The sequence below is a fragment of the Gemmatirosa kalamazoonensis genome (assembly GCF_000522985.1).
GTDB classification, from domain to species: domain Bacteria; phylum Gemmatimonadota; class Gemmatimonadetes; order Gemmatimonadales; family Gemmatimonadaceae; genus Gemmatirosa; species Gemmatirosa kalamazoonensis.
On sequence record NZ_CP007128.1, the window covers coordinates 2,180,378 to 2,204,944 of the forward strand.

A 24,567-nucleotide genomic window follows, 5' to 3' on the forward strand; every position below is an offset into this window, starting at 1 on the left:
GCCGCCGCACCGGGCAACGCGGTGGTGGAGGCTCTCATGCGAGTCACGAACGAGGCCCCCGTGACGCCGGCGAGCGTCGTGGGGGCCCACGCGCCTCAGGTCTCGCGGCCGGCGCTCGACGCCGACCTGCGGTCGCGCCTGCTGCTCCGGCTCGACGCCGCCACCGCACGGCCGTCCGCGGACGCGATGGCCGCGCTGCGCAGCGCGGTGACCGACGTCGTCGACCACCTGAAGGCCGACGGCGCGTCGGCCGAGGAGGTCGTCGCGGTCGTCGACGCGCTGCTGCGCGAGCGCGGCCTCGGCCCGCCGACGCCGGTGCTGCACGTCGAGGCCGGGCCGGCGCCGCAGGGCGGCGTCGTGCTCTACGTCCGCCTGCTCGAGTGGTGCGTGCGCGCCTACCAGTGCGACGACTGGTGGTAGCGGTGAGGACGGCGGCGCGCCGGGCCGCTCACTCCCGGCGCGCCACCACGCGCACCGCCGTGCCGTAGCACAGCACCTCCGACACGCCCGACATGATCTCGGTCGCGTCGTAGCGGAGGGCGAGCAGCGCGTTCGCGCCGAGCATCTGCGCGTGCTCGATCGCGAGCTCGAACGCGAGCCGCCGCGTCTGCTCGCACAGCTCGGTGAGCAGCGACACCTCGCCGCCGCGCATCTGCTGGAACACCGCGCCGAGCGTGCCGGCGAGGGAGCGCGACCGCACCGTGATGCCGCGCACGACGCCGAACGTCTCCACGACGTCGTAGCCGTCGAGCGCGTTCCCGGTCGTCGTGTGGAAGTCGGGCGTGCTCAGCGCCGCCCGGATGTGTGGAGGGACGTATGGCATGGGGAGATTGTACGGCCGGCGACCGCGGACGTCACGCGTCGCGCGTCACGCGTCACGCGTCACGCGCTCGGCAGCGTCAACGTGAACGTGCTCCCCGCGCCCACCGTGCTCGCCACGGTGAGGTCGCCGCCCATCGCGCGCGCGAGGTCCCGGCTGATCGCCAGGCCGAGGCCCGTGCCCTCCGTCGGCCGGCGCAGGTCGGCGCGCACCTGCACGAACGGCTCGATCGCGCCGCCGCCGCGGCCGGTGAACTTCACCGCGTTCGACAGCAGGTTCACGAGCGCCTGGCGCAGCTTCTCCACGTCGGCGCGCGCCGCGAGCCCCGGCGGACACGCGCCGACGGACGGCGTTAGGCCCTTGCGCGGATCGGCGCGAGCGTGAGGAAGCCATTCGGCGACGCTTCCTGCACCGTGCGGAACCGCTCCCGCTCCATCGCGTGCCGGTACTCGCGCTCGAACGTCGTGCCTAACGCGAGCGGGAACTCCTCCCACGCGTGGTCGTTCAGGTACGTGAAGCGCCACGCGCGGTCCAGCGCGAAGAACGCGTCGCTGATGCTCGCGAGGATCGCCTCCACGCGTGTCCGCGCGCGTTCGGCGTCCTCCACTTCGGTCCCGGACTCCCCCACTCCCTCCCCCCACCCGTGGTCCGGACCGTCAGCCTCTCGGCAGCGTCAGCGTGAACGTGGATCCCTCGCCGGGGGCGCTCATCGCGGTGAGCGATCCGCCCATGCCGCGCGCGAGGTCGCGGCTGATCGACAGCCCGAGCCCGACGCCCTGCTGGCTCCGCGGCGTGCGCTCGCGGTCGATCTGCACGAACGGATCGAAGATCCGCGCGAGGTGCTCGTCGGCGATCCCCCGGCCGGTGTCGCGCACGGCGATGCGCACGTTCCGCTCGTCGCCGTCGCACTCGACGCGGATCTCGCCCCCCGGCTCGGTGAACTTCACCGCGTTCGTGACGAGGTTCAGCAGCACCTGCCGCACCTTCTCCGCGTCGCACCGCGCGACGAGGTCGGTCACCGGGATGGTGTGCGAGTACGTCAGCGGCTTGCTGTCCACCTGCGGCCGCACGAGCTCCTCGAGGCTCTCGATGAGCGGCGCCACCGGCAGCGTGTCGACGTGGTACTCGACCTTCCCCGCCTCCAGCTTCGCGAAGTTCAGGATGTCGTTGATGAGGCCGAGCAGGTGCTGGCCGCTGCGCTTGATGCGCTCCAGGTCACCGCGCTGCGTCGGCGTCAGCTCGCCGCGCACGCCGTCGAGCAGCAGGTCGGCGTAGCCGGCGATCGCGTTCAGCGGGGTGCGCAGCTCGTGGCTCATCGCGGCGAGGAACTCGCTCTTCGCGCGGTTCGCCGCCTCCGCCTCGTCGCGCGCGGCTTCCAGCGCGGTCGCCTGCATCTCCAGCTCGACGGTGTTCTCCTGCAGCTGCTGGTTCGCGATCTCGAGCTCGGCCTGCTGCTCCTCGAGCAGGTGGTTCGCCTCACCGAGCGCGCGGCGATCGGCCTCGCTCGTCGCGAGCAGCGTCTCGCGCTCCAGCAGCGCGGCGGCGAGCGCCGCGGCGGTCTGGATGAGCGCGATGTCGCGCACGCCCGGCTGGCGCGGCACGTCGTAGTACATCGCGAACGTGCCGAGACAGGCGCCCGACGCGGCGAGGATCGGCGTCGACCAGCACGCCCGCAGCCCGTGCCGCAGCGCGAGGTCGCGGAACGGCACCCAGTACGGGTGCGTGGCGATGTCCGTGACGATGGTCGTCTCACGCGTGAACGCCGCCGTGCCGCACGAGCCGACGCCGGCGCCGATCTGCAGCCCGTCGATGGCCTGGCAGTACGGCGTGGGCAGGCTCGGCGCGGCGCCGTGGCGCAGCGTCACTCCGTCCTCGTCGAGCAGGAGGATGGAGCAGCGCATGGCGGGGCTCTGATGCTCGATCAGCCGGACGAGCGACTCGAGCATCCCGTTGAACGCGGGATGGATGGGCGGCTGGGTGGTGGACATGGGGATCTCGCCTGGTCGGGGGCGCGCTACGGCTTCGGGCAAGGAGTGCGCCCGGTCGGCACCCCTCCAACTAGCTTACCGGAAACGCCGGCTGCCGCGACCCGGGACCCCGACTGGATGGGAGAGAGGACCAACGTTCGCTGGGTCGTCGTCGCGGTGCTGTTCCTCGTCACGGCCATCAACTACGCCGACCGGGCGACCATCTCGCTCGCCGGTCCCGCCATCGCCCGCCAGCTGCGCCTCGACGCGGTCGCGATGGGCTACGTGTTCTCCGCGTTCGGGTGGGCGTACGTCCTCGCCCAGCTCCCTGGCGGCTGGCTGCTCGACCGCTACGGCTCCAAGCGCGTGTACGCGGCGAGCCTCACCCTCTGGTCGACGTTCACGCTGCTCACCGCCGGCGTCGGCGCGCTCGCGAGCCTCGGCGCCGTCGTCGCGCTGTTCGCGCTGCGGTTCCTCGTCGGCGCGGCGGAGGCGCCGTCGTTCCCGGCCAACAGCCGCATCGTCGCGGCGTGGTTCCCGGCGAGCGAGCGCGGCACCGCGTCGGCGATCTTCAACTCCGCGCAGTACGCGGCGACGGTCGTGTTCGCCCCGCTCATGGGATGGCTCATCGCGTCGTTCGGGTGGCCGTCGGTGTTCGTCGTCATGGGCGCGCTCGGTCTGTCGTTCGTCCTCGTCTGGAAGGCGCTGATCCACGACCCGAAAACGCACCCGCTCGCGAACGCCGCCGAGGTCGCGTACATCGAGGCGGGCGGGGGACTGGTGAGCATGGACCAGGCGCGGCGCGACGACGGCCCGGACCTCCGCTACGTCGGCCGGCTGCTGCGCAGCCGCATGCTCGTCGGCGTGTACGTCGCGCAGTACTGCATCAACACGCTCACCTACTTCTTCATCACGTGGTTTCCGGTGTACCTCGTGCGCGAGCGGCACATGACGATCCTGAAAGCGGGGTTCGTCGCCGCGATCCCCGCCGTGTGCGGCTTCGTCGGCGGCGTGCTGGGTGGCGTGTTCTCCGATGCGCTGCTGAAGCGCGGGCACTCGCTCAGCGTCGCGCGCAAGACGCCGATCGTCGCGGGCATGCTCCTCTCCATGACGATGGTGGCCTGCAACTACGTCTCGTCGCAGTCGGCGGTCATCTTCCTCATGGCGCTCGCGTTCTTCGGCAAGGGCGTCGGCGCGCTCGGCTGGGCGGTGAACGCCGACACCGCGCCGCGCCAGTTCGCGGGACTCAGCGGCGCGCTGTTCAACACGTGCGGCAACCTGTCGGGCATCACCACACCGATCGCCATCGGCTACATCGTGCAGGGCACCGGCTCGTTCGCGTGGGCGCTCGTCTACGTCGGCGCGCATGCGCTCGTCGCGATCGTCTGCTACCTCGGCGTGGTGGGCCGCATCCACCGGGTGACGCTCGCGTGAGCGCGCGCCACGATGCGCCGGTCGTCACGGCGATGCGCGTGATCCCCGTCGCGGGGCGCGACAGCATGCTGCTCAACCTCAGCGGCGCGCACGCCCCGTTCTTCACGCGCAACCTCGTCGTGCTCGAGGACAGCGCGGGGCGCACCGGCGTCGGCGAGGTGCCGGGCGGCGAGACGATCCGCGCCACGCTCGACGAGGCATGCACGCTCGTCGTCGGCCGGTCGCTCGGCGAGCGCGCCGGCGTGCTCGCGGCGATGCGCGCGCGCTTCGGCGACCGCGATCGCGCGGGACGCGGCGCACAGACGTTCGACCTCCGCACCACGATCCACGCCGTCACCGCGGTGGAGTGTGCGCTGCTCGACCTCCTCGGCCAGCACCTCGGCGTCCCCGTGGCCGCGCTGCTCGGCGACGGCGTGCAGCGCGAGCGCGTCGACGTGCTCGGCTACCTGTTCTTCGTCGGCGACCGCACGCGCACGGGGCTCGGCTACCGGGCGGCGCCTAACGACCGCGATCCCTGGCTCCGTCTGCGCGACGAGCCGGCGCTGACGCCGGTGGCCGTCGTGCGACTCGCCGAGGCGGCGCGCGAGCGATACGGCTTCCGCGACTTCAAGCTGAAGGGCGGCGTGCTCGCCGGCGACGCGGAGGCCGAGGCGGTCGTCGCGCTCGCCGAGCGCTTTCCCGACGCGCGGGTCACGCTCGACCCGAACGGCGCGTGGTCGCTCGACGAGGCGGTGCGTCTGTGCCGCGGACTGCGCGGGGTGCTCGCCTACGCCGAGGATCCGTGCGGCGCGGAGGGCGGCTACTCGGCGCGCGAGATCATGGCCGAGTTCCGACGCGCCACCGGGGTCCCGACGGCGACGAACATGGTGGCGACCGACTTCCGCCAGCTCGCGCACGCCATCCAGCTCCAGGCGGTGGACATCCCGCTCGCCGACGCGCACTTCTGGACGATGGCGGGCGCCGTGCGCGTCGCGCAGCTCTGCGACATGTTCGGCCTCACCTGGGGCTCGCACTCCAACAACCACTTCGACGTCTCGCTCGCGATGTACGTCCACGTCGCCGCCGCGGCACCGGGCCGCGTCACCGCGATCGACACGCACTGGATCTGGCAGGACGGCGAGCGGCTCACACGCGAGCCGCTCCGCATCGAGGGCGGCGCCGTCGCGCTGCCGAAGCGACCGGGCCTCGGCGTGGAGCTGGACATGGCGGCGGTGGAGCGCGCGCACGCGCTGTACGAGCGTGTGGGCGCCGGCGATCGCGACGACACGATCGCCATGCAGTCGCTGATCCCCGGCTGGACGTTCGACCCGCGCCGCCCGTGCCTCGTCCGCTGAGCCCATGAATCGACCCGCGCCCTACTCGGCGTTCCCGAACGCGTTCAAGCGCGACCTCCGCGCCGGCAAGCGGCTCATCGGCTGCTGGGTGTCGCTCACGAGTCCCGTGACCGCCGAGATCGTGGGGCTCGCCGGCTTCGACTGGCTGCTGCTCGACGGCGAGCACGCGCCTAACGATCTCGGCACGCTCGTGCTGCAGCTGATGGCGCTGAAGGACAGCCCGAGCGCGCCGTTCGTGCGACCGCAGTCGAACGACACGGTGCTCATCAAGCGGCTGCTCGACGCGGGGTTCTCCAACTTCCTGGTGCCGATGGTCGACAGCGCGGAGGAAGCGGCGCGCGCCGTGGCGGCCACGCGCTACCCGCCCGCCGGCGTGCGCGGCGTGTCGGTGTCCATGCGTGGCAACCGCTACGGCACGGTCGCGGACTACCAGAAGCTCGTGAACGACGAGATCGTCGTCGCGGTACAGATCGAGAGCCCGCACGCGGTCGACGACGTCGACGAGATCTGCGCGGTGGAGGGCGTGGACGCGGTGTTCATCGGCCCCTCCGACCTCGCCGCGAGCCTCGGCCGCCTCGGCGACGCGTCGCACCCCGAGGTGCAGGACGCGATGCGCCGCGTCATCGACCGCGCGCGTGCCGCGAACGTCGCCGTCGGCATCCTGGCGCCGGTGGAAGCCGATGCGCGCCGCTACATGGACATGGGCGTCACGATGGTCGCTGTCGGCAGCGACCAGGGGCTGTTCCGCGCGGCGACGCAGGCGCTGCGCGATAGGTTCAAGGACTAGGGGGTCCTCACGCGGAGGCGCGGAGAACACGGAGAAAACCAAAGGAAGAGTAGTTCTCCGCGTTCTCCGCGCCTCCGCGTGAGCCGCTTTCCACAGTGGACAGCATGACGAAAATCGGTTTCATCGGCCTCGGCATCATGGGAAAGCCCATGGCGGGTCATCTCATCGCGGCGGGACACGAGGTCCACCTGCACAGCCGCTCGGGCGTGCCGTCCGAGCTGACCGCGTCGGGCGGCCACGCGTGCGCGTCGACGAAGGAGGTCGCGCAGCGCGCCGACGTCGTCATCACGATGGTGCCCGACACGCCCGACGTCGCGAAGGCGCTGTTCGATCCGGACGGCGTCGCCGAGGGGCTCAGCACCGGCAAGGTCGTCGTCGACATGAGCTCCATCTCGCCGGTGGAGACGAAGCGGTTCGCCGAGCGCATCGCTGCGCTGGGCTGCGACTACGTCGACGCGCCCGTGTCCGGCGGCGAGGTCGGCGCGAAGGCCGCGAGCCTGACCATCATGGCCGGCGGCACGCAGGCCGCGTTCGATCGCGTCCGGCCGCTGTTCGAGCTGATGGGCAAGAACGTCACGCTCGTCGGCGACGTCGGCGCCGGACAGACGTGCAAGGTCGCGAACCAGATCATCGTCGCGCTCAACATCGAGGCCGTCGCCGAGGCGCTGCTGTTCGCGGCGAAGATGGGTGCCGATCCGTCGAAGGTGCGGCAGGCGCTCATGGGCGGCTTCGCGTCGTCGCGCGTGCTCGAGGTGCACGGCGCGCGCATGATCGCGCGCACGTTCGAGCCGGGCTTCCGCATCGCGCTCCACCAGAAGGACCTCGGCCTCGCGCTGTCGAGCGCGCGCGCCGTCGGCGTGTCGCTGCCGAACACCGCAACGGCGCAGGAGCTGTTCAACGCCTGCGCCGCGCAGGGCGGCGGCGGCTGGGACCACTCGGCCATGGTCCGCGCGCTCGAGCGGCTCGCGGACTTCGAGGTGGCGGCGCCGTGACGCGGCCGCTCGTCATCATGATGCACCCGGCCGACAACGTCGGTGTGGTGGTGCCCGACGGCGGCCTGCCCGCCGGCACGTCGTTAGGCGACGGGCTGGTGCTGCTGGACGACGTGCCGCAGGGGCACAAGGTCGCGCTGCGCGACATCGCCGCGGGCGAGGCGGTGCGCCGCTACGGCGTCGCCATCGGCTACGCGCGCGAGGACGTCGCCGCGGGACGGTGGGTGCACGAGCGGCTCATGTCGCTCCCCGACGCGCGCCCGCTCGACGACCTGCCGATGGCCACCGCCGCGCCGCCCGTCGGCGAGCCGCTCGACGGCTACACGTTCCAGGGGTACCGCAATCGCGACGGATCGGTCGGCACCCGCAACATTCTCGCGATCACCACCACCGTGCAGTGCGTGTCCGGCGTGGTCGACTTCGCGGTGGAGCGCATCAAGGCCGAGCTGCTGCCGCGCTATCCGAACGTCGACGACGTCGTCGCGCTGGAGCACGCGTACGGCTGCGGCGTCGCGATCGACGCGGCGAACGCCTCCATCCCCATCCGCACGCTGCGCAACATCAGCCTCAACCCGAACTTCGGCGACGAGGTGATGGTCGTGAGCCTCGGCTGCGAGAAGCTGCAGCCGGCGCGGCTCATGCCACGCGGCTCGCTTCCCGTCGTCGACGACGAGCCGGACACCGTCGTGCTCCAGGACGAGCGGCACGTCGGCTTCCTGTCGATGATCGATTCGATCGTCGCGACGGCCGAGCGGCATCTCGCACGGCTCGACGCCCGGCGGCGCGAGACGTGTCCCGCGTCCGCGCTCGTCGTCGGCATGCAGTGCGGCGGCAGCGACGCGTTCTCCGGCATCACCGCGAACCCCGCGCTCGGCCGCGCCGCCGACCTGCTCGTGCGCGCCGGCGCGACGGTGATGTTCTCCGAGACCACCGAGGTGCGCGACGGCGTCGCGCAGCTCACCGCGCGCGCCGCCACGCGCGACGTCGCCGACGCGATCGTGCGCGAGATGGCGTGGTACGACGACTACCTTCGCGCGGGCGGCGTCGATCGCAGCGCGAACACGACGCCCGGCAACAAGCAGGGCGGCCTGTCGAACATCGTCGAGAAGGCGATGGGGTCCATCGTGAAGTCCGGCACGTCGCCCATCGTCGGCGTGCTGTCGCCGGGCGAGCGGCTGCGCGATCGCGGCATCGGCCGAGGACTCGTCTACGCCGCGACGCCGGCGAGCGATTTCGTGTGTGGCACGCTGCAGCTCGCGGCGGGCATGAACGTGCACGTCTTCACCACTGGCCGCGGCACGCCGTACGGCCTCGCGGAGTGTCCCGTCATCAAGGTCGCGACGCGCTCCGACCTCGCGCGCCGCTGGCACGACCTCATGGACGTGAACGCCGGCCGCATCGCCGACGGCGACGCCGACATCGAGTCGCTGGGCTGGGAGATCTTCGAGACGATCCTCGAGGTCGCGAGCGGCCGGCGCACGTGGGCCGAGCGATGGGGGCTGCGCAACGCGCTCACGCTGTTCAATCCCGCGCCGGTGACTTGAAACGAATCGGGACTCGGGACTCGGGACTCGGGACTCGGGACTCGGGACTCGGGGGGGATGGCACTCGCTCCGCTCGTGCCTTCATGAGAGCGAGCGTAGCGAGCACACCGCCCCGAGTCCCGAGTCCCGAGTCCCCAGTCCCGACTAGGTCACCGGCGTCGGGTTGACGCTCTGGGTCGCGGCCGGGGCGACGCGCGGGCGCTGATGCCAGCGGCCCTGTGCGGGCGCGGCGCGGCGGGCGAGCAGGTCGTCGTAGTACGCCACGACGCGCGCCCGCACGCCGGCCGGGGTGTCGCTCGCCTCGGCACGGAACGGGGCGTGGCGCTCGTACTGCTCGGTGGACACTTCGAACCACCACCAGGCATCGCCGGCGCGGGTCCTCGAGTTCTCGATGCGGCACCGGAACGTGCGGCCGGCGTCGATGAAGCTGAACTCCTCTCCTCGGACGTCCATGCGATCTCCCTCCGTGCGCCGTCGGGCGCGTGTTGATGCGGGCGTCAGCTCTCGATCGGTCGCTCGGCGTCGGCGGGCTCCGCCGGCTGCTCCTGCAGCTCGTCGGTGTCGGCGGTGCGCTCCTGGCGACGGCGGAGCTTCTCCTCCTTGCGCACCTTGCGATCGAGCTCCTTCTGACGCTTCTCGAACTGGTAGTTCGGCTTTCTCGGCATGGCGGGGGCCTCGTGGCGGTGAGGCGGCAGGCGGGGGTGCCTAACGAACGGGAGCGGCCGGTCTGATGGCGATCAGACCGGCCGCGACGGCGACGGCGGGCGCCGCCGAGAGCTCGTCAGAGGCTGACGACGTTCTCCGCGGCCGGGCCCTTCTGGCCCTGCACGATGTCGAACTCGACGCGCTCACCCTCGGCGAGCGACTTGTAGCCCTGCTTCTGAATCGCGGAGTGGTGCACGAAGCAATCCTTCGAGCCGTTCTCGGGCGTGATGAAGCCGAAGCCCTTGCTGTCGTTGAACCACTTCACGGTTCCAGTCGTGCGCATGTGTACGTACTCCTGCTGGTGTTGTCGCGACGCCGCCATCCGCCCACCCGGGCAGAATGCAAAAGGGCCCCCGCGAGAGCGAGGGCCCCTGTCCATCGGCGGTGTATGCGCGCTGCGCATGTGTCGCTCCCGGAGGCTAATGCATCGACGTGCCCAGCGCAACGTGCGGGGCCGTTAGGCGGTCAGCGCAGGAGGCGCAGGCCGGCGCGATCCAGCGGCGCGGCCCCGCGCGCGACCCCGCGATCGATGCCGTCGAGCGTGCGGAACAGGACCTCGCGTGTGCGGCGGCTCTCGGGCTCGGCGAGGTAGGCGGCGAGCGCGGCCCGGCGACGCAGCGACGCGCGGCACGGTAGGGGCACGCCGGCGCACGATCCGCCGACGGGCGGCGGCTGATCGGGATGCCGCGTGGGGCGGTGCAGCGTGAGCCGCGGGCGCGGGACGCGGGGTGTCGCGCTCGGCGTCACCGGGTCCGGTCGGTGGGAGTCCGCCACGGTCATGGCGTCGTGCCGAGCCATCGTGCAGCGCGCATGGCGGCCTCCAATCCGGAGCCGACGCGGCCCTGGCTCACGAAAGCTGGACGGTACCGACAACGGTGTCAACCGCGCGCGTCCTAGACAACACCCGAGGCCAACGTTACCGTGGTGCAGCGACACGTGCGCTAGCGCACACACCGCGGACGGACAGGGGCCCTCGCTCTGCGTGGGCCCCTGTCGCGTTTCGACGTCGTACGGACACGCATCCCGCCGCGAGGCATCATGATCGAGATCACGCTGCAGGAGGGTGACCGGCTCGAATGGGCGCTGAAGAGCTTCAAGCGCAAGGTCATCCAGAGCGGGCTGTTCGCGGAGCTGCGCCGCCGACGCCACTACGTGAAACCGAGCGAGGCGCGAGCGCTCAAGGACGAACTCGCGCTGCGCCGCGCCCGCGCCGCCGCGCGTCGCGCGGCGCGTCTGCGTGGCCGTCGCGCCGCGAGTCGGAGCCCGCGGCACGACGCCCACTGACACACGGCGCCGTCCGGCGCCAGCACCCCACGCTCCGCACGGAGGCCGGCACGATGCGCACGAAAGGCACAGTGAAGTGGTTCAACGCCGACAAGGGCTTCGGCTTCATCACGCCCGAAGACGGAAGCAAGGACCTGTTCGTTCATCACTCCGCGATTCAGGGCACCGGCTTCAAGTCGCTCGACGAAGGCGAGAACGTGGAGTTCGACGTCGTGCAGGGGCAGAAGGGGCCGGCCGCGGAGAACGTGACGCGGCTGGGCGGCGGGCGGCCGAGTGGTGGGGGCGGCGGCGGAGGCCGCGGTGGCTACGGCGGGGGCGGCGGCGGTGGTGGGGGCTACGGTGGTGGCGGTGGCGGCGGCCGGCGGCGCGACCACTGAGCCGCCCGACGCGGGCCTAACGACGATTCTCGTGCACGGCCGGGCGCCATCGCCCGGCCGTGTTCGTTCGTGGTGGGGCTGGACCTTGCCGCCGCCGTCGTCTACGCTCCCGGGGCTCGCTCATCACTCGAGGATCGCGTGACCGACCCCGCCGCACCCGGAGATCCCAACGCGTCGTCGCCGGCCGACCGGTCGTTCGCGGCCGCGGTCGCGCACTCGCCGACGCTGCTCGCTGGCATCGTGCAGCTCGCCGCCGACGGCATCGTCTCGATCGACGACGAGGAGCGCATCCACCTCTTCAACGCCGGCGCGGAGGAGATCTTCGGCTACTCGGCCGACGAGGTGATCGGCCAGCGGCTCGAGCTGCTGCTCCCCGAGCGGTTCCGCGCGGTGCACAGCGCCGAGCACCTGCCGTACTTCACGCGCGCGCACGAGTCGGCGCGACGCATGGGCGCGCGCCGGGAGGTCTACGGCCGGCGCAAGAACGGCGACGAGTTTCCGGCCGAGGTGGCGATCTCGAAGGTCAGCGTCGACGGCCGCATCATGTACAACGCCGTCGTGCGCGACGTCACCGCGCGCAAGCACTACGAGGCGGAGCTGCGGGCGCGCGGCGAGGCGCTCGAGCGCTCGAACGCGGAGCTCGAGCAGTTCGCGTACGTCGCGAGCCACGATCTGCAGGAGCCGCTGCGCATGGTGGCGAGCTACACGCAGCTCCTCGCCAGGCGCTACGAGGGCAAGCTGGACGCGCAGGCCGACAAGTACATCCACTTCGCCGTCGACGGCGCGCAGCGCATGCAGACCCTGATCAACGACCTGCTCGCGCTCTCGCGCGTCGGCACCCAGGGGAAGCCGTTCCGGCCGGTGGACGTGAACGAGGTGGTGCGGCGCGCGCTGCGCTGGCTCGACGCGGCGATGGCCGACAGCGGCGGCACCGTCGACGTGGGTCCGCTCCCCACCGTGCTCGGCGACGCGGGCCAGCTCGAGCAGCTGTTCCAGAACCTGCTCGCGAACGCGCTGAAGTTCCGCCGCCCGGGCGTCGCGCCGCGCGCCACCGTCGTCGCCGAGCCCGATGGCGCGAGCTGGCGGTTCGCCGTGCGCGACAACGGCATCGGCTTCGAGCAGGAGTTCGCGGAGCAGATCTTCGTCGTGTTCCAGCGGCTCCACACGCGCGCGGAGTACGACGGCACGGGCGTGGGCCTCGCGATCTGCAAGAAGATCGTGGAGCGCCACGGCGGCCGGATCTGGGCCGAGAGCGCGCCGAACGAGGGAACGACCTTCTACTTCACGCTGCCCCGTTCATGATGAGCGACCCGATCGAGATCCTGCTCGTCGAGGACAATCCCGGCGACGTCGAGCTGACGCGCGAGGCGCTTCTCGACAGCAAGATGCACATGAACCTCAGCGTCGTGAGCGACGGCGTCGAGGCGCTCGCGTTCCTGCGGCGCGAGGGCAGCTACGCCGATGCGCCGCACCCCGACCTCATCCTGCTCGACCTCAATCTGCCGAAGAAGGACGGCCGCGCGGTGCTCGGCGAGATCAAGCAGGATCCGGTGCTGCGCCACATCCCGGTCGTCGTGCTCACGAGCTCTCGCGCCGAGCAGGACATCCTGAAAGCGTACGACCTGCACGCGAACTGCTACGTGACGAAGCCGGTCGACTTCGACCAGTTCATCACGATCGTGCGCTCCATCGAGCAGTTCTGGTTCACCGTCGTGCGCCTGCCGCGCGATCGATGAGCCCGGGCGGGGAGGGAAGGGACGCGCCGCTCACGATCCTCATGGTGGAGGACAACCCGGGCGACGCCGAGCTGCTGCGGCTCTCGCTCGAGGAGGGCGCCGGATCGAACGACGCGTCGGGCGCGGCGAACGCCGTGGTGCTGCACGCCGAGCGGGTGAGCGAGGCGCGCACGCTGCTCGCCTCGCATCCGGTGGACGTCGTGCTGCTCGACCTCTCGCTCCCCGACGCGCGCGGCCTCGACACCGTGGCGCGCGTGCGCGATGCCGCGCCGCACCTGCCGATCGTGGTGCTCACGGGACTCGACGACGAGGCGCTCGCCGTGCGCGCGGTGCAGGCCGGTGCGCAGGACTATCTCGTGAAGGGCGCCGTCACCGGGCGCGGGATGTGGCGCGCGGTGCGCCACGCGCGCGAGCGGCAGCGCCTGGTCGAGGCGGCGCGCCGCGCGACGCACGCGCGCGACGTGGTGCTCGGCGTCGTCGCCCACGACCTGCGCAATCCGTTAGGCGCGGTGAAGATGTGCGCCGCCGCGCTCGCGTCGCAGGAGTCGCCGGACGCGTCGCAGGTCGGCGAGCTGGCGGGCGTCATCCGCAGCTCCGTGGACCTCATGGAGCGCATCATCCGCGACCTGCTCGACGTCTCCGCGATCGAGGCCGGCCGGCTCGCCGTCGATCCGGAGCCGACGTCGGTGGCCGCGGTGCTCGCGCTCGCGCACGAGCTGGCCGAGCCGCTCGCCGCCGAGCGCGGGGTGACGCTCGCGCTGCGCTCGTCGGCCGGCGGGGTGAGCGTGAACGGCGACGGGGCGCGCCTCCAGCAGGCGTTGGGCAACCTGCTCGGCAACGCCGTCAAGTTCACGCCGCGCGGCGGGCGCGTGACGCTCGGCGCCGCGCGCACCGACGACGGGCGTGCGGTGCGCTTCGAGGTCGCCGACACCGGCCCGGGCATCCCGCCCGAGCACCTGCCGCACGTCTTCGACCGGTTCTGGCAGGCGCGCGAGACGCGGCGCGGCGGCGCGGGGCTCGGCCTGGCGATCGTGAAGGGGATCGCCGAGGCGCACGGCGGCGCCGCCGGCGTGGAGAGCGCGTCAGGCGCCGGCGCGCGCTTCTGGCTCACCGTGCCCGTCAGCGACTGACGGCAGCGCACCGAGCCGGTGTGTCAGCCGCGCGGCCGCCGTGGGGCAGGGCGCGGGGCAGGCGAGCACGGAGCAGCCGGGCAGCCGCGCGCTCGTGCCGCGGATCACGTCGGTCGCCACGCTGCCGACGAGCAGCCGCTCGACGAAGCCGGCGCCGCGCGTCCCCACCGCGACGAGGTCCGCGCCGACGTGCGCGGCGTAGTCGAGCAGCTCCGCCGCGGGGTCGCCGACGAGCGTCGCGGTGCCGACGCGCACGTCGGGGCGCGCCTCGCCGGCGCCGCACTCCTCGCAGCCCGTGGTGCCGTGCCGCAGCGCCGCGGCGAGCCGCTGGAGCCGGCCGTGCAGCCCCGGCGTGCCCGACGGCGACTCGACGACACCGGGCTCCCACAGCTCCACGCGCGGCTTCACGTGCACGAGCGACAGGATGCCGCCGGGCGCGAGCAGCCGCGCCGCGATCGCCGCTGCGCGCAGGCTCGCCGCGCCGAAGTCGAGCGCGACCACCGCGCGCCGGAACACGCCATCGGCCTCGGGGCCCACCGCGAGCACCGGCCGGTCGCCGCCGCGCAGCACGCGCAGCGACGTCTCGGTGCCGAGCAGCCGCTCGTACAGCCGGTGCCGGCCGATGTCGAGCACGACGAGCGACGCGCGCTCCTCGTCCGCCACCGCCGCGATGGCGTCGGCGGACGGCGCGCTCACGATGCGCGTGGGCCACGCCATCGCCCCGTCGCCGAGCTGGCAGGCGAGCCGCTCGGCGGTCAGCAGGGCCGGCGCGCCGTCGTCGCGGCCGTCGCTCGCCACGATGATGGGACGGGTCCGGAGCTCGGGGATGGTAAGCGTGGTGGGCATGGCGGCGACCTCGGACAGGGACGCCGTACGATGCCGCGGCGCGGTGGCGCGGGGTGTCGGGGGGATGCCCCCGGTGCGGTCGGGAGAGTGCCGCGCGCGGTCGGTCGGCCGACGGTAGGGGATCCCCCGACACGGCGACCGGCGGTCCCCGCACGAACGTTCCGCGCACTCCCCGACCGATCGCGTGAACCGGCGCCGGTATCCTGAGTCCGGACGCCAAACCGGCGCCGCTCACCCGCTCCGATCGCGACCATGTCGACCAACGCTCCCTCCGCCCCGACCCCTCTCTCGTCCCGCCGCGCGTTCCTGAAGAAGGGCGCCCTCGGCGCGCTCGCGGCGAGCGCCCTGAGCGCGTGCAAGGACGAGCCGAAGGTCGCGCAGGCCGCGCCGCCGACCCCGGCCCCGACGAATCACGACGGCATGGCGGGCATGGCTCCCGCCGCGCCCGCGCCGAACGCCCCGCCGGCCGCGGCGATGCTGAGCCTGGCCGAGAAGCGCCGCCGCGCGGACGAGATGGACGCCATGCACGAGAAGGGGATCAAGGCGTTCCCCGCGAAGACGCAGGGCAAGGGCAACCAGCTCATGAAGCCGCGCATGGACGGCGGCGTGAAGGTCTTCGAGCTGACCGCCAGCGTCATGAAGTGGGAGACCGCGCCCGGCCAGTGGGTCGAGGCGTGGGCGTACAACGAGCAGGTGCCCGGCCCGCAGATCCGCGTCCGCGAGGGCGACCGGGTCCGCCTCGTGCTGAAGAACGAGCTGCCGCAGTCCACCGCGCTGCACTTCCACGGCCTCGAGCTGCCGAACGACGTCGACGGCGTGCCGTTCATCACGCAGCCGCCGATCAAGCCCGGCGAGTCGTACACGTACGAGTTCGTGGTGCCTAACAGCGGCTCGCACATGTACCACTCGCACCACAACGCCGCCACCCAGGTGGGCAACGGCATGCTCGGCGCGTTCATCGTCGAGCCGAAGAATCCGCTGCCGATCGAGCGCGGGGTCGACGTGGACTACGTGATGATCTTGAACGATGGCGCCCACGGCTACACTCTCAACGGCAAGAGCTTCCCCGGTACGGAGCCGATCGTCGCGAAGCTCGGGCAGAAGCTCCGGCTGCGGTTCATGAACGAGGGGATGATGATCCACCCCATGCACCTGCACGGGATGCACATGACGGTCATCGCGAAGGACGGGTGGGAGCAGCCGGCGCCGTGGAAGTGCGACACGCTGAACGTCGCGCCCGGCGAGCGGTGGGACGTGATCGTGAGCTGCAACAACCCCGGCACGTGGGCGTTCCACTGCCACATCCTGCCGCACGCGGAGAGCGAGCACGGCATGTTCGGCATGGTCACCGCGCTCGTCGTCCAGAAGTGACGCCCATGGATGACGTCATCCGCGTGGTGCTCGCCGACGATCACGCCATCGTGCGCGCCGGGCTGAAGGCCGTGCTCAGCAGCGCGAAGGACATCCAGGTCGTCGGCGAGGCGTCCAACGGGCGCGAGGCGGTCGCCATGATCGAGCGGCTGAATCCCCACGTCGTCGTGATGGATCTCGACATGCCCGAGATGGGCGGCGCGGAGGCCACGAAGGAGGTGGCGGCGACGCACCCGTCGACGCGCGTGCTCGTGCTGACGATGCACGACGAGAACGAGTCGCTCGTGCCGCTGCTCGAGGCGGGGGCGAGCGGCTATCTCGTGAAGAGCGTCGCCGACCGCGAGCTCGTCGCCGCGGTGCGCGCGGTGGCCCACGGCGACACGTACGTGCAGCCGACCGCCGTGCGCGCGCTCGCGAAGGGCGTGCGCCGCCGCTCGGAGCACGCCGACGACCGCGAGCGCTTCGCGCAGCTCTCGGAGCGCGAGCGCGACGTGCTGCGGCTCGTCGCCCGCGGCTACAGCGCGCCGGAGATCGGCGAGCAGCTGTTCATCTCGCCGAAGACCGTGGACACCTACAAGCAGCGCATCGGCGAGAAGATGGGGCTCACGCACCGCTCCGAGTACGTGCAGCTCGCCCTGAAGCTCGGTCTGCTCACCGACTGAGGCCGCTCGCCGACGGGACGGCGCGCGCTCTGCGGGGAGGGGGAGGGATGACATCCCCCGTCTCCGGGGCTCAGCCCCCTCCCACGGGTGCGGCCGTCCTGCTCGTCGACGACCACCCCGAGAACCTCGTCGCCCTCGAAGCCGTCCTGGCCCCGCTCGCCGCGGAGACCGGGACCCGGCTGCTGCGGGCCGGCTCGGCCGACGAGGCGCTGCGGCACGTGCTGCACGAGGACGGCGCGATCGCGGTCGTGCTCCTCGACGTGATGATGCCGGGGACGGACGGCCTGGAGACGGCGCGCCTCATACGCGCCCGGCGGGTGACGGAGCACGTGCCGATCATCTTCGTCACGGCGCTCGACGCCGATCGACGGCGCGTCACGCTCGGCTACCAGTTCGGCGCCGTCGACTACCTCACGAAGCCGCTCGACCCGGAGGTCCTGCGGGGCAAGGTCCACGCGTTCCTGGAGATCCACCGCCGCCGGGGCGAGCAGATCCTCCACGAGCGCCGGCGCTACGCGGACGAGGTGCAGGCCATGCGCGAGGCGGCGCTGCGCGACGAGGCGTCGATCGTGCGCACCGTGCAGCGCATCGGGACGGCGCTCGCGTCGGAGCTCGACCTCGAGCGCATCGTGCAGCTCCTCACCGACGAGGCGACCGCGCTCACGGACGCACAGTTCGGCGCGTTCCTCCACGACGGTGGGGACGCGCCGGCCGTCGGCGACGCCGTCGTCCGTCGCGCCGACGTCACCGGCGACCCGCGGTACGCCGACGTGGGGGCGTTCTTCGAGGCGACGGGCGGACGGCCGCGGGTGCGGAGCTACCTCGCCGTGCCGGTCCGCTCGCGCACCGGCGAGGTGCTCGGCGCGCTGTCGTTCGGGCACGAGCAGCCGGGCGTGTTCACGGAGCGCGACGAACGTCTCGTCGTGGGCATCGCCGGATGGGCGGCCGTGGCCATGGACAACGCCCGGCTGTACGCCGCCGAGCGCACGGCGCGCGCGAGCGCCGAGGCGGCCGCGCGCACGAAGTCGGAGTTCCTGGCGACGATGAGCCACGAGTTCCGCACGCCGCTGAACGCGATACTCGGCTACGCGCAGCTCCTCGAGATGGGCGTCCTCGGCCCGGCGACGCCGGCGCAGCACGCGCACCTCGAGCGGCTCGAGGCGAGCGCCCGCCACCTCCTCGCGCTCGTCGACGACGTGCTCGACGTCGCGAAGGTGGACGCCGACCGGATGGCGATACGCCGCGACGAGCTGCTCACCGGTGTGGCCGCGGCGGCGGCCGTCATGCTCGTGCAGCCCCAGGCGACGGCGAAGGGCGTGCGGCTCATGGACCTCGGCGCCGGCGAGGCGGGGGTGCCGTACCTCGGCGACGAGCACCGCGTGCGGCAGGTGCTCGTGAACCTGATCTCGAACGCGGTGAAGTTCACGCCTCCCGGCGGCGAGGTGACCGTGGCGTGCGGAACGGCAGCGGAACCCGAGCCGAGCGTGCAGTCTGCGGGGGCGCCGGACGGATCGCGCGGCTGGGTCTACATCCGCGTCACGGACACCGGGTCGGGGATCGCGCCGGAGCTCCTCGAGCAGCTCTTCGAGCCGTTCGTCCAGGGCGACCCGGCGCTGACACGCGAGCATGGAGGGACCGGGCTCGGGCTCGCGATCAGCCGGCGACTCGCCCGGCTGATGGGTGGGGACGTGACCGCGGCCAACCAGCCGGATCGGGGCGCCGCCTTCACGCTCTGGCTTCCGAGCCCGGTGCCGCACACCGCCGCGGCCGAGGCTACGGTGGGCGCGGAGCGGGCCCACACGGGCTCGTCGTCGCGACAGACCCCGGCGCTCGGCAGAGCCGGCATCACCGAGGCCGCGCACGCACCGCTCGACGCGCCGGCGTACGCCGTGCTCCACGCGCTCAGTCTCCGCCTCGCCTCGGAGGCGGAGGCCATCGCCGAGCGTTACGTGGCCGCGCTGCGCTCGGACGGACGCTTCCCCGGCGCGCGTGAGCTGCCGGCGGTCCAGCTCCGCGACCACGCCACGCCGTTCGTCGGACTGATCGCCTCGCAGCTCATGATCATCGGCGAGACCCACGGCCGGGCGCCCGAGCTGCTGCGCGACGGCGCTCAGCTCCAGCGCATGATGGCCGAGCTGCATGGCACGCAGCGGTACCGGCTGGGATGGTCCGAGGCCGACCTCGAGCGCGAGACGCCGCTGTTCGTGGCCGAGGTCGAGCGCGCGCTGCACGCGGCGGCGGACACGCGCGGCGCCGGCGGCGGCACGGCGATCCCGGACGACGCGGTGCGGGGCGCGTTCCAGTACGCTTCCGCGGTGACGCGGCACATGTTCGGCCAGGCCACGTGGACCGCGCTCCGCGCCCACCGCGTCGCGCGAGCGACGGACGCGACCTGACGGGAGTCGCGCGCGTCACGAGGCGCGCGCCACCCGAGTCGTGGTGCCGCAGGCGGGCCCGTTCGCGTACGATACGAGCACGGCGGTCGTGCCGCCGCCGTGATCGAGGGCTCCCGACACACCCGCATCCCGGAGCGGTCACGATGCACACTGTCCTTCCCGGCGGTCGCCGGTCGTGGCTTCGTCTCGCCGCCGCGGCGACCGTGCTGTCGTCGCACACGTTCGCCGCCGGCGCGCAGACGCGCACCGGTGCGCCGGTCGTGCGCACGACGGGCGGCGCGGTGCAGGGCCTGGCGCTGTCGAGTGGCGTGCGCGCGTTCCGCGGCATTCCGTTCGCCGCGCCGCCGGTGCGCGAGCTGCGCTGGAAGCCGCCGCAGCCGGCCGCGACGTGGCAGGGAGTGCGGCTCGCCGATCGGTTCGCCGATCAGTGCATGCAGGCGCGGATCTACAGCGACATGATGTTCCGCAACGCCGGCGTGAGCGAGGACTGCCTGTACCTGAACGTGTGGGCGCCCGCCGACGCGCGGCCGAACGCCGCGTTGCCCGTGCTGGTCTACTTCTACGGCGGCGGCTTCCAGGCCGGCGACGGGTCGGAGCTCCGCTACGACGGCGAGAGCATGGCGAAGCGTGGCATCGTCGTCGTCACGATGAGCTACCGGCTCGGCGTGTTCGGGTTCTTCTCGCACCCGGAGCTCACTGCGGAGTCGCCGCAGCACGCGTCGGGCGACTACGGGCTGATGGACCAGACGGCGGCGCTGAGGTGGGTGCGCGACAATGTCGCACGGTTCGGCGGCGACCCGGCGAAGGTGACGATCGCCGGCGAGTCGGCGGGGTCGATGTCGGTCAGCGCGCAGATGGCCTCGCCGATGGCGAAAGGCCTCTTCGCGCGCGCCATCGGCGAGAGCGGCGCGGTGTTCTCGTCGTCGGGTCCGATGGCGACGCGGGCGCGGACCGAGGAGAACGGCGTGCGGTTCGCGCAGGCGGTGGGCGCGCCATCGCTCGCCGCGCTGCGCGCGCTGTCGGCGACCGAGCTGCTGGAGATGGCCGGGCGCCAAGGCATGCCGCGCTTCGGCGTGAACGTCGACGGGTACTTCTTCCCGCAGCCGCCGGCCGAGATCTACGCCGCCGGGAAGCAGGCCCGCGTGCCGCTGCTCGCGGGCTGGAACACGGAGGAATCATCGTGGCGCTCGCTGACCGCGCAGTCGCCGACGCCCGACTCGGCGCGCGCGGTGCTCGCGCGCGTGTTCGGCGAGCGTGCGGGCGATGCCGCGCAGGTCTATCCCGCGGGGAGCGCGGCCGAGGCGACGCAGTCGCTCGTCGACCTCGCGAGCGACCGGTTCATCGCGTACTCGACGTGGAAGTGGCTCGACACGCACGCGGCGACGAGCGCGCAGCCGGTGTACCGCTACTTGTACGCCCGCCCGCGCCCGGGCGCGCACGGCGCGGTGCACTCGGCCGAGATCGAGTACGCGTTAGGCAACCTCGCCACGAACCACGCCTACGCGTGGACGCCGGACGACGAGAAGGTCTCGGCGGCGATGCAGGCGTACTTCGCGAACTTCATCAAGACCGGCGATCCGAACGGCGCGGGCCTGCCGGCGTGGCCCGTCGGCACGGCCGGCCCGAACGGCGAGGTGCAGCGCCTGCGCATCGACGTCGAGCCGCACGCCGAAGCCGAGCCGCGCGCGCGCTACCGCTTCCTCGAGCGCGCGTTCACGAGCGCCCAACCGTGAGACCGATGCCTTCGACGACCCAGCCTGCCGCGGTGGACCGCCGCACGTTCCTGAAGGGCCTCACCGCCGTCGGTGGCGGCATCCTCGCCACCGCGTGCGCGGGACACGCCGCCGGCCCGTCGGCGAGCGGCGCCGCGGCGTCGCGCGCGAGCCTCGCGGCGTGGCGCGACCGGATCGGCCTCCAGCTCTTCACCGTGCGCGACCGGTTCATGACCGACTACCCGGGAACGCTGCGCGCCGTGGCCGCCGCGGGCTACAGGGAAGTCCAGACGACGCTGTCGTACGGCGGCTACTCGCTCGACCAGATCAAGCAGTTCCTCGACCAGGCCGGCCTCGTCGCGCCGGCGACGCACGTGAGCCCGCCGAACGGGCCGGAGTTCGAGCGCACGCTGGACGCCTACGCGCGGATCGGCCACCGGTACACGACGGTGAACACCGGCTCCGAGCGCGGCCCGCGGGGGGTGCCTAACGCGGCGCCGCAGCGGCAGACGCTCGACGCCGTGAAGCGCACCGCGGCGGCGTTGAACGAGGCCGGGCGCGTGACGCAGAAGCACGGGCTCAAGGTCATCGTCCACAACCACACCGTGGAGTTCGAGCCGCTCGCCGACGGCTCGCAGCGGCCGTACGACGTGCTGATGGCGGAGACCGATCCGAGCCTCGTGGCGCTGGAGCTCGACATCGGGTGGGCGACGGTGGCGGGAGCGAACGCGCTCGAGCTGTTCCGGCGCGCGCCGGGCCGCTTCGAGGTGTGGCACGTGAAGGACGTCGCCGGGCTCGCGTCGCTCGCCGGCAAGAGCGAGGCGGAGCGGCAGCGCGCCGCGAAGATCGTCCCGTTAGGCGAGGGCGAGATCGACTACCGCGCCATCTTCGCGCAGGCGGGGCTCGCGGGCATGAAGCACTTCTTCGTCGAGCAGGACAGCGCCCCCGACAGCGGCGACTCGCTCGCCGCCGCAGCCGCGAGCTACCGCAACCTGCGCGACCGCGTGCTCGCCTGACGGCGACGGCGGCGCGCACCTCCTCCTGCGCCGGGCGCAGCCCCGCGTAGAGCCGCTCGCCCGCCTCGAGCTTGCGCAGCGTCTGGCTCGGCGGCGAAGACGGCCATGGCGTTCAGGCCCTCGGCCATTGTGAAGCAACGCTTCAAGGGGCGTGCACCGCCGTCGAGTAGATCGGCGGAGCCGAGCGGCCTTGATTGCGTCGTGGGTCGACGGCCTTCGCGTCGATCCCACCACGAACGAGGAGACCGAACATGGACATCACGCGCGCGGGCTCGAAGCCCTCCGGCAAGGGGCCGTCCGACTGGTTCACCGGCACGGTGCGCCTCGACCCGCTGTTCAGCGCCCCCGCTCCGGCGCGCGCCGCCGGCGCGGCGGTGACGTTCGAGCCGGGCGCCCGCACTGCGTGGCACACCCACCCGCTCGGCCAGACGCTGATCGTGCTGTTCGGCCGCGGGCTCGTGCAGCGCGAGGGCGGGCCCGTGGAGGAGATCCGGCCAGGCGACGTCGTATGGTTCGCACCGAACGAGAAGCACTGGCACGGCGCGGCGCCCGACACGGCCATGCAGCACCTCGCCATCCAGGAAGCGCTCGACGGCAAGGCGGTGGAGTGGCTGGAGCACGTCACCGACGCGCAGTACCACGACGAGGAGTAGCGAGATGAAAGGAGCAGTCCTGTACGGCCCGGGCGACGTGCGCGTCGAGACGCGCGACGACCCGACGATCATCGAGCCGACCGATGCGATCCTCCGCCTCTCGGCCACCTGCATCTGCGGATCCGACCTGTGGCCCTACCGCGGCATCGACACGTCCGCGAAGCCGCAGCCGATGGGCCACGAGTACGTCGGCATCGTCGAGGAGGTCGGCCGCGACGTGCGGCACGTGAAGAAGGGCCAGTTCGTCGTCGGCTCGTTCTTCGCCTCCGACAACAGCTGCCCCATCTGCCACGCGGGCTACCAGAGCCGGTGCGTGGACGCGCGCCCGATCGGTGCGTTAGGCGCCCAGGCGCCGCTGCTGCGCGTGCCGCTCGCCGATGGAACGCTGGTGGCGACGCCCGAGCTGCCGTCCGACGCGATGGTGCCGAGCCTCCTCGCCGCGTCCGACGTGTTAGGCACCGGCTGGTTCGCGGCCGACGCGGCCGCGGTCGCGCCGGGCAAGACGGTCGCCGTCGTGGGCGACGGCGCGGTCGGATTGTTAGGCGTGCTGTCGGCGAAGCAGATGGGCGCCGAGCGCATCATCCTCATGAGCCGCCACGCGGACCGGCAGCGGCTCGGCCGCGAGTTCGGCGCGACGGACATCGTGACCGAGCGCGGCGACGAGGGCGTGGCACGCATCAAGGACATGACGGGCGGCCTCGGCGCGCACTCGGTGATCGAGGCGGTCGGCACGCAGGAGTCGATGATGCAGGCGATCCGCTCGACGCGCCCGGGTGGGCACGTCGGCTACGTCGGCGTCTCCCACGACGTCGCGCTCCCCGGGCGCGAGCTGTTCTTCGCGGAGGTCCACCTGATGGGCGGGCCCGCTCCCGTCCGGCGCTACCTTCCGCAGCTCATCGACCTGATCTGGAACGAGCGGATCGACCCGGGCAAGGTGTTCGATCAGACGCTGCCGCTCGAGCAGGCGGCCGAGGGCTACCGCGCGATGGACGAGCGTCGCGCGATCAAGACGCTGCTCACGACCTGAGGACCGACATGACGACGCGAACGACCGGCGCGCGCCCGCGGGTGATCTGCCACATGATGGCGTCGGTGGACGGGCGCATCGTCACCGACGGCTGGCCGCTCTCGGCGGAAGGGCGCCGGCAGTACGAGCAGGTGCACGCGACGTTCGAGCCGGACGCGTGGATCTGCGGGCGCGTGACGATGGAGCAGCACTTCGCGTCGGGCACGCGCGCCGACGCGGACGTCGCCGACACGTACGACGGTCCGGCGCGCGAGGACTTCGTGGCGCCGGGCGAGCACGACTCGTACGCCATCGCGGTCGATCCACGCGGAAAGCTCGTGTGGGAGTCGGGCGACATGGACGGGGATCACGTCGTCGCCGTGCTCAACGTGCGCGTGTCCGACGACTACCTGGCCACGCTCCGAGCGCGCGGCGTGTCGTACCTGCTCGCCGGCGACGACGACGTCGATCTGCCGCTCGCGCTGGAGAAGCTCGCCGCGCGGTTCGGCATCCGTATGCTGATGCTGGAGGGCGGCGGCGGCATCAACGGCAGCCTGCTGCGCGCGGGGCTCATCGACGAGATCAGCCTGCTCGTCGCGCCGGTCGCCGACGGGCGGGTCGGCACCGCGACGCTGTTCGACGTCGCGGGCGGCGACGATGCGCCGCATCGCCTCGCGCTCGAGAGCGTGGAGCGACGTCCCGACGACATGCTCTGGCTGCGCTACCGGTTAGGCACGCGGTGATGGGCGCGCGCCCCTTACTGGGGCGCGACACGGCGGCAGATTGATCTGCGGT

Annotated in this window: 27 protein-coding genes and 1 pseudogene; 19 read left to right on the forward strand and 9 right to left on the reverse strand. The window is 72.6% G+C overall.

Features of this window, described 5'->3' with window-relative positions; genetic code table 11:
- The first annotated feature begins 36 nt into the window (after positions 1-36).
- Positions 37-420: a hypothetical protein gene (locus J421_RS09440; protein ID WP_025410934.1), complete on the forward strand. Its 384-nt coding sequence runs from the start codon at positions 37-39 to the stop codon at positions 418-420.
- A gap of 28 nt (positions 421-448) precedes the next feature.
- On the opposite strand, the gene J421_RS09445 is transcribed toward J421_RS09440, so the two are convergent.
- The 4 genes from J421_RS09445 to J421_RS09455 all read right to left on the reverse strand — a co-directional run bounded on the left by J421_RS09445 (position 449) and on the right by J421_RS09455 (position 2,808).
- Complete coding sequence (locus J421_RS09445) at positions 449-823, reverse strand: YbjQ family protein (RefSeq protein WP_025410935.1); 375 nt, start codon at positions 821-823, stop codon at positions 449-451.
- A gap of 59 nt (positions 824-882) precedes the next feature.
- A complete protein-coding gene (locus J421_RS33595; RefSeq protein ID WP_025410936.1) occupies positions 883-1,125 on the reverse strand; it encodes an ATP-binding protein in 243 nt (80 codons plus the stop codon).
- Positions 1,126-1,172: 47 nt separating this feature from the next.
- Entirely contained in the window at positions 1,173-1,397 is a 225-nt protein-coding gene (locus J421_RS33600) for a PAS domain-containing protein (RefSeq protein ID WP_201773132.1), read from the reverse strand.
- Positions 1,398-1,476: 79 nt separating this feature from the next.
- Entirely contained in the window at positions 1,477-2,808 is a 1,332-nt protein-coding gene (locus J421_RS09455) for a GAF domain-containing sensor histidine kinase (RefSeq protein ID WP_025410938.1), read from the reverse strand.
- Between the two features lie 117 nt (positions 2,809-2,925).
- On the opposite strand from J421_RS09455, the gene J421_RS09460 reads away from it, so the two are divergent.
- The 5 genes from J421_RS09460 to garD all read left to right on the forward strand — a co-directional run bounded on the left by J421_RS09460 (position 2,926) and on the right by garD (position 8,878).
- The gene (locus tag J421_RS09460; protein WP_025410939.1) at positions 2,926-4,221 is read left to right on the forward strand and encodes an MFS transporter; all 1,296 of its coding nucleotides are present in this window, start codon (positions 2,926-2,928) and stop codon (positions 4,219-4,221) included.
- Positions 4,222-4,253: 32 nt separating this feature from the next.
- Positions 4,254-5,555, forward strand: a complete 1,302-nt coding sequence (locus tag J421_RS09465; protein WP_104023074.1) for an enolase C-terminal domain-like protein — start codon at positions 4,254-4,256, stop codon at positions 5,553-5,555.
- Positions 5,556-5,559: 4 nt separating this feature from the next.
- Positions 5,560-6,342, forward strand: a complete 783-nt coding sequence (garL, locus tag J421_RS09470; protein ID WP_025410941.1) for a 2-dehydro-3-deoxyglucarate aldolase — start codon at positions 5,560-5,562, stop codon at positions 6,340-6,342.
- 104 nt (positions 6,343-6,446) lie between these two features.
- Entirely contained in the window at positions 6,447-7,334 is an 888-nt protein-coding gene (locus J421_RS09475) for a 2-hydroxy-3-oxopropionate reductase (RefSeq protein WP_025410942.1), read from the forward strand.
- Between the two features lie 20 nt (positions 7,335-7,354).
- The gene (gene garD, locus J421_RS09480; protein WP_104023075.1) at positions 7,355-8,878 is read left to right on the forward strand and encodes a galactarate dehydratase; all 1,524 of its coding nucleotides are present in this window, start codon (positions 7,355-7,357) and stop codon (positions 8,876-8,878) included.
- A gap of 144 nt (positions 8,879-9,022) precedes the next feature.
- On the opposite strand, the gene J421_RS09485 is transcribed toward garD, so the two are convergent.
- From J421_RS09485 to J421_RS09495, 4 genes are all read right to left on the reverse strand, one after another.
- The gene (locus J421_RS09485) at positions 9,023-9,331 is read right to left on the reverse strand and encodes a hypothetical protein (RefSeq protein ID WP_025410944.1); all 309 of its coding nucleotides are present in this window, start codon (positions 9,329-9,331) and stop codon (positions 9,023-9,025) included.
- A 44-nt stretch (positions 9,332-9,375) separates the two neighbouring features.
- A complete protein-coding gene (locus J421_RS33440; RefSeq protein WP_169738639.1) occupies positions 9,376-9,543 on the reverse strand; it encodes a hypothetical protein in 168 nt (55 codons plus the stop codon).
- Positions 9,544-9,659: 116 nt separating this feature from the next.
- Positions 9,660-9,866: a transcription antiterminator/RNA stability regulator CspE gene (gene cspE, locus J421_RS09490; RefSeq protein ID WP_025410945.1), complete on the reverse strand. Its 207-nt coding sequence runs from the start codon at positions 9,864-9,866 to the stop codon at positions 9,660-9,662.
- 182 nt (positions 9,867-10,048) lie between these two features.
- Positions 10,049-10,363, reverse strand: coding sequence for a hypothetical protein (locus J421_RS09495; RefSeq protein WP_025410946.1), 315 nt, complete (start codon positions 10,361-10,363; stop codon positions 10,049-10,051).
- A gap of 258 nt (positions 10,364-10,621) precedes the next feature.
- Here J421_RS09495 and rpsU point away from each other — a divergent pair, with 258 nt between their 5' ends.
- From rpsU to J421_RS09520, 5 genes and pseudogenes are all read left to right on the forward strand, one after another.
- Positions 10,622-10,867, forward strand: a complete 246-nt coding sequence (rpsU, locus tag J421_RS09500) for a 30S ribosomal protein S21 (protein WP_025410947.1) — start codon at positions 10,622-10,624, stop codon at positions 10,865-10,867.
- Between the two features lie 53 nt (positions 10,868-10,920).
- Positions 10,921-11,115, forward strand: a pseudogene (locus tag J421_RS33895) (cold shock domain-containing protein); the annotation flags it as partial.
- A 267-nt stretch (positions 11,116-11,382) separates the two neighbouring features.
- Positions 11,383-12,546: a sensor histidine kinase gene (locus J421_RS09510; protein ID WP_201773133.1), complete on the forward strand. Its 1,164-nt coding sequence runs from the start codon at positions 11,383-11,385 to the stop codon at positions 12,544-12,546.
- Positions 12,546-12,980: a response regulator gene (locus J421_RS09515; protein WP_025410949.1), complete on the forward strand. Its 435-nt coding sequence runs from the start codon at positions 12,546-12,548 to the stop codon at positions 12,978-12,980. The genes J421_RS09510 and J421_RS09515 overlap by 1 nt, the downstream gene beginning before the upstream one ends.
- Positions 12,977-14,110: an ATP-binding response regulator gene (locus tag J421_RS09520; RefSeq protein ID WP_104022446.1), complete on the forward strand. Its 1,134-nt coding sequence runs from the start codon at positions 12,977-12,979 to the stop codon at positions 14,108-14,110. Before J421_RS09515 ends, J421_RS09520 begins: the two co-directional genes overlap by 4 nt.
- Here J421_RS09520 and J421_RS09525 read toward each other — a convergent pair.
- On the reverse strand, positions 14,063-14,956 hold the full coding sequence (locus J421_RS09525; RefSeq protein WP_025410951.1) for a universal stress protein: 894 nt from the start codon (positions 14,954-14,956) through the stop codon (positions 14,063-14,065). The two genes, J421_RS09520 and J421_RS09525, sit on opposite strands and share 48 nt — an antisense overlap.
- Before the next feature lie 252 nt (positions 14,957-15,208).
- Here J421_RS09525 and J421_RS09530 point away from each other — a divergent pair, with 252 nt between their 5' ends.
- The 8 genes from J421_RS09530 (at position 15,209) to J421_RS09565 (ending at position 24,515) form a co-directional block, all read left to right on the forward strand.
- A complete protein-coding gene (locus J421_RS09530) occupies positions 15,209-16,327 on the forward strand; it encodes a multicopper oxidase family protein (RefSeq protein WP_025410952.1) in 1,119 nt (372 codons plus the stop codon).
- A gap of 5 nt (positions 16,328-16,332) precedes the next feature.
- Entirely contained in the window at positions 16,333-16,989 is a 657-nt protein-coding gene (locus J421_RS09535) for a response regulator (protein ID WP_025410953.1), read from the forward strand.
- 47 nt (positions 16,990-17,036) lie between these two features.
- A complete protein-coding gene (locus tag J421_RS09540) occupies positions 17,037-19,385 on the forward strand; it encodes a hybrid sensor histidine kinase/response regulator (protein ID WP_025410954.1) in 2,349 nt (782 codons plus the stop codon).
- A 143-nt stretch (positions 19,386-19,528) separates the two neighbouring features.
- Positions 19,529-21,118, forward strand: a complete 1,590-nt coding sequence (locus tag J421_RS09545; protein ID WP_104022447.1) for a carboxylesterase/lipase family protein — start codon at positions 19,529-19,531, stop codon at positions 21,116-21,118.
- A gap of 5 nt (positions 21,119-21,123) precedes the next feature.
- A complete protein-coding gene (locus J421_RS09550; RefSeq protein WP_104022448.1) occupies positions 21,124-22,113 on the forward strand; it encodes a sugar phosphate isomerase/epimerase family protein in 990 nt (329 codons plus the stop codon).
- Between the two features lie 251 nt (positions 22,114-22,364).
- Entirely contained in the window at positions 22,365-22,766 is a 402-nt protein-coding gene (locus J421_RS09555) for a (R)-mandelonitrile lyase (protein ID WP_025410957.1), read from the forward strand.
- 4 nt (positions 22,767-22,770) lie between these two features.
- Positions 22,771-23,793 (forward strand): zinc-dependent alcohol dehydrogenase family protein, encoded by a 1,023-nt coding sequence (locus tag J421_RS09560; protein WP_025410958.1) that lies wholly within the window; start codon positions 22,771-22,773, stop codon positions 23,791-23,793.
- Between the two features lie 8 nt (positions 23,794-23,801).
- Positions 23,802-24,515 carry a RibD family protein gene (locus tag J421_RS09565; protein WP_025410959.1) on the forward strand — a complete coding sequence of 238 codons (714 nt, stop codon included), beginning with the start codon at positions 23,802-23,804 and terminating at the stop codon, positions 24,513-24,515.
- Positions 24,516-24,567: the final 52 nt, after the last annotated feature.

Coding starts and splice junctions, on each gene's coding strand:
- J421_RS09440 (WP_025410934.1), top strand. CDS start 37: ATGCGAGTCACGAACGAGGCCCCCGTGACGCCGGCGAGCGTCGTGGGG.
- J421_RS09445 (WP_025410935.1), bottom strand. CDS start 823: ATGCCATACGTCCCTCCACACATCCGGGCGGCGCTGAGCACGCCCGAC.
- J421_RS09455 (WP_025410938.1), bottom strand. CDS start 2,808: ATGTCCACCACCCAGCCGCCCATCCATCCCGCGTTCAACGGGATGCTC.
- J421_RS09460 (WP_025410939.1), top strand. CDS start 2,926: ATGGGAGAGAGGACCAACGTTCGCTGGGTCGTCGTCGCGGTGCTGTTC.
- J421_RS09465 (WP_104023074.1), top strand. CDS start 4,254: ATGCGCGTGATCCCCGTCGCGGGGCGCGACAGCATGCTGCTCAACCTC.
- garL (WP_025410941.1), top strand. CDS start 5,560: ATGAATCGACCCGCGCCCTACTCGGCGTTCCCGAACGCGTTCAAGCGC.
- J421_RS09475 (WP_025410942.1), top strand. CDS start 6,447: ATGACGAAAATCGGTTTCATCGGCCTCGGCATCATGGGAAAGCCCATG.
- garD (WP_104023075.1), top strand. CDS start 7,355: ATGCACCCGGCCGACAACGTCGGTGTGGTGGTGCCCGACGGCGGCCTG.
- J421_RS09485 (WP_025410944.1), bottom strand. CDS start 9,331: ATGGACGTCCGAGGAGAGGAGTTCAGCTTCATCGACGCCGGCCGCACG.
- J421_RS33440 (WP_169738639.1), bottom strand. CDS start 9,543: ATGCCGAGAAAGCCGAACTACCAGTTCGAGAAGCGTCAGAAGGAGCTC.
- cspE (WP_025410945.1), bottom strand. CDS start 9,866: ATGCGCACGACTGGAACCGTGAAGTGGTTCAACGACAGCAAGGGCTTC.
- J421_RS09495 (WP_025410946.1), bottom strand. CDS start 10,363: ATGACCGTGGCGGACTCCCACCGACCGGACCCGGTGACGCCGAGCGCG.
- rpsU (WP_025410947.1), top strand. CDS start 10,622: ATGATCGAGATCACGCTGCAGGAGGGTGACCGGCTCGAATGGGCGCTG.
- J421_RS09515 (WP_025410949.1), top strand. CDS start 12,546: ATGAGCGACCCGATCGAGATCCTGCTCGTCGAGGACAATCCCGGCGAC.
- J421_RS09520 (WP_104022446.1), top strand. CDS start 12,977: ATGAGCCCGGGCGGGGAGGGAAGGGACGCGCCGCTCACGATCCTCATG.
- J421_RS09525 (WP_025410951.1), bottom strand. CDS start 14,956: ATGCCCACCACGCTTACCATCCCCGAGCTCCGGACCCGTCCCATCATC.
- J421_RS09530 (WP_025410952.1), top strand. CDS start 15,209: ATGTCGACCAACGCTCCCTCCGCCCCGACCCCTCTCTCGTCCCGCCGC.
- J421_RS09535 (WP_025410953.1), top strand. CDS start 16,333: ATGGATGACGTCATCCGCGTGGTGCTCGCCGACGATCACGCCATCGTG.
- J421_RS09540 (WP_025410954.1), top strand. CDS start 17,037: ATGACATCCCCCGTCTCCGGGGCTCAGCCCCCTCCCACGGGTGCGGCC.
- J421_RS09545 (WP_104022447.1), top strand. CDS start 19,529: ATGCACACTGTCCTTCCCGGCGGTCGCCGGTCGTGGCTTCGTCTCGCC.
- J421_RS09550 (WP_104022448.1), top strand. CDS start 21,124: ATGCCTTCGACGACCCAGCCTGCCGCGGTGGACCGCCGCACGTTCCTG.
- J421_RS09555 (WP_025410957.1), top strand. CDS start 22,365: ATGGACATCACGCGCGCGGGCTCGAAGCCCTCCGGCAAGGGGCCGTCC.
- J421_RS09560 (WP_025410958.1), top strand. CDS start 22,771: ATGAAAGGAGCAGTCCTGTACGGCCCGGGCGACGTGCGCGTCGAGACG.
- J421_RS09565 (WP_025410959.1), top strand. CDS start 23,802: ATGACGACGCGAACGACCGGCGCGCGCCCGCGGGTGATCTGCCACATG.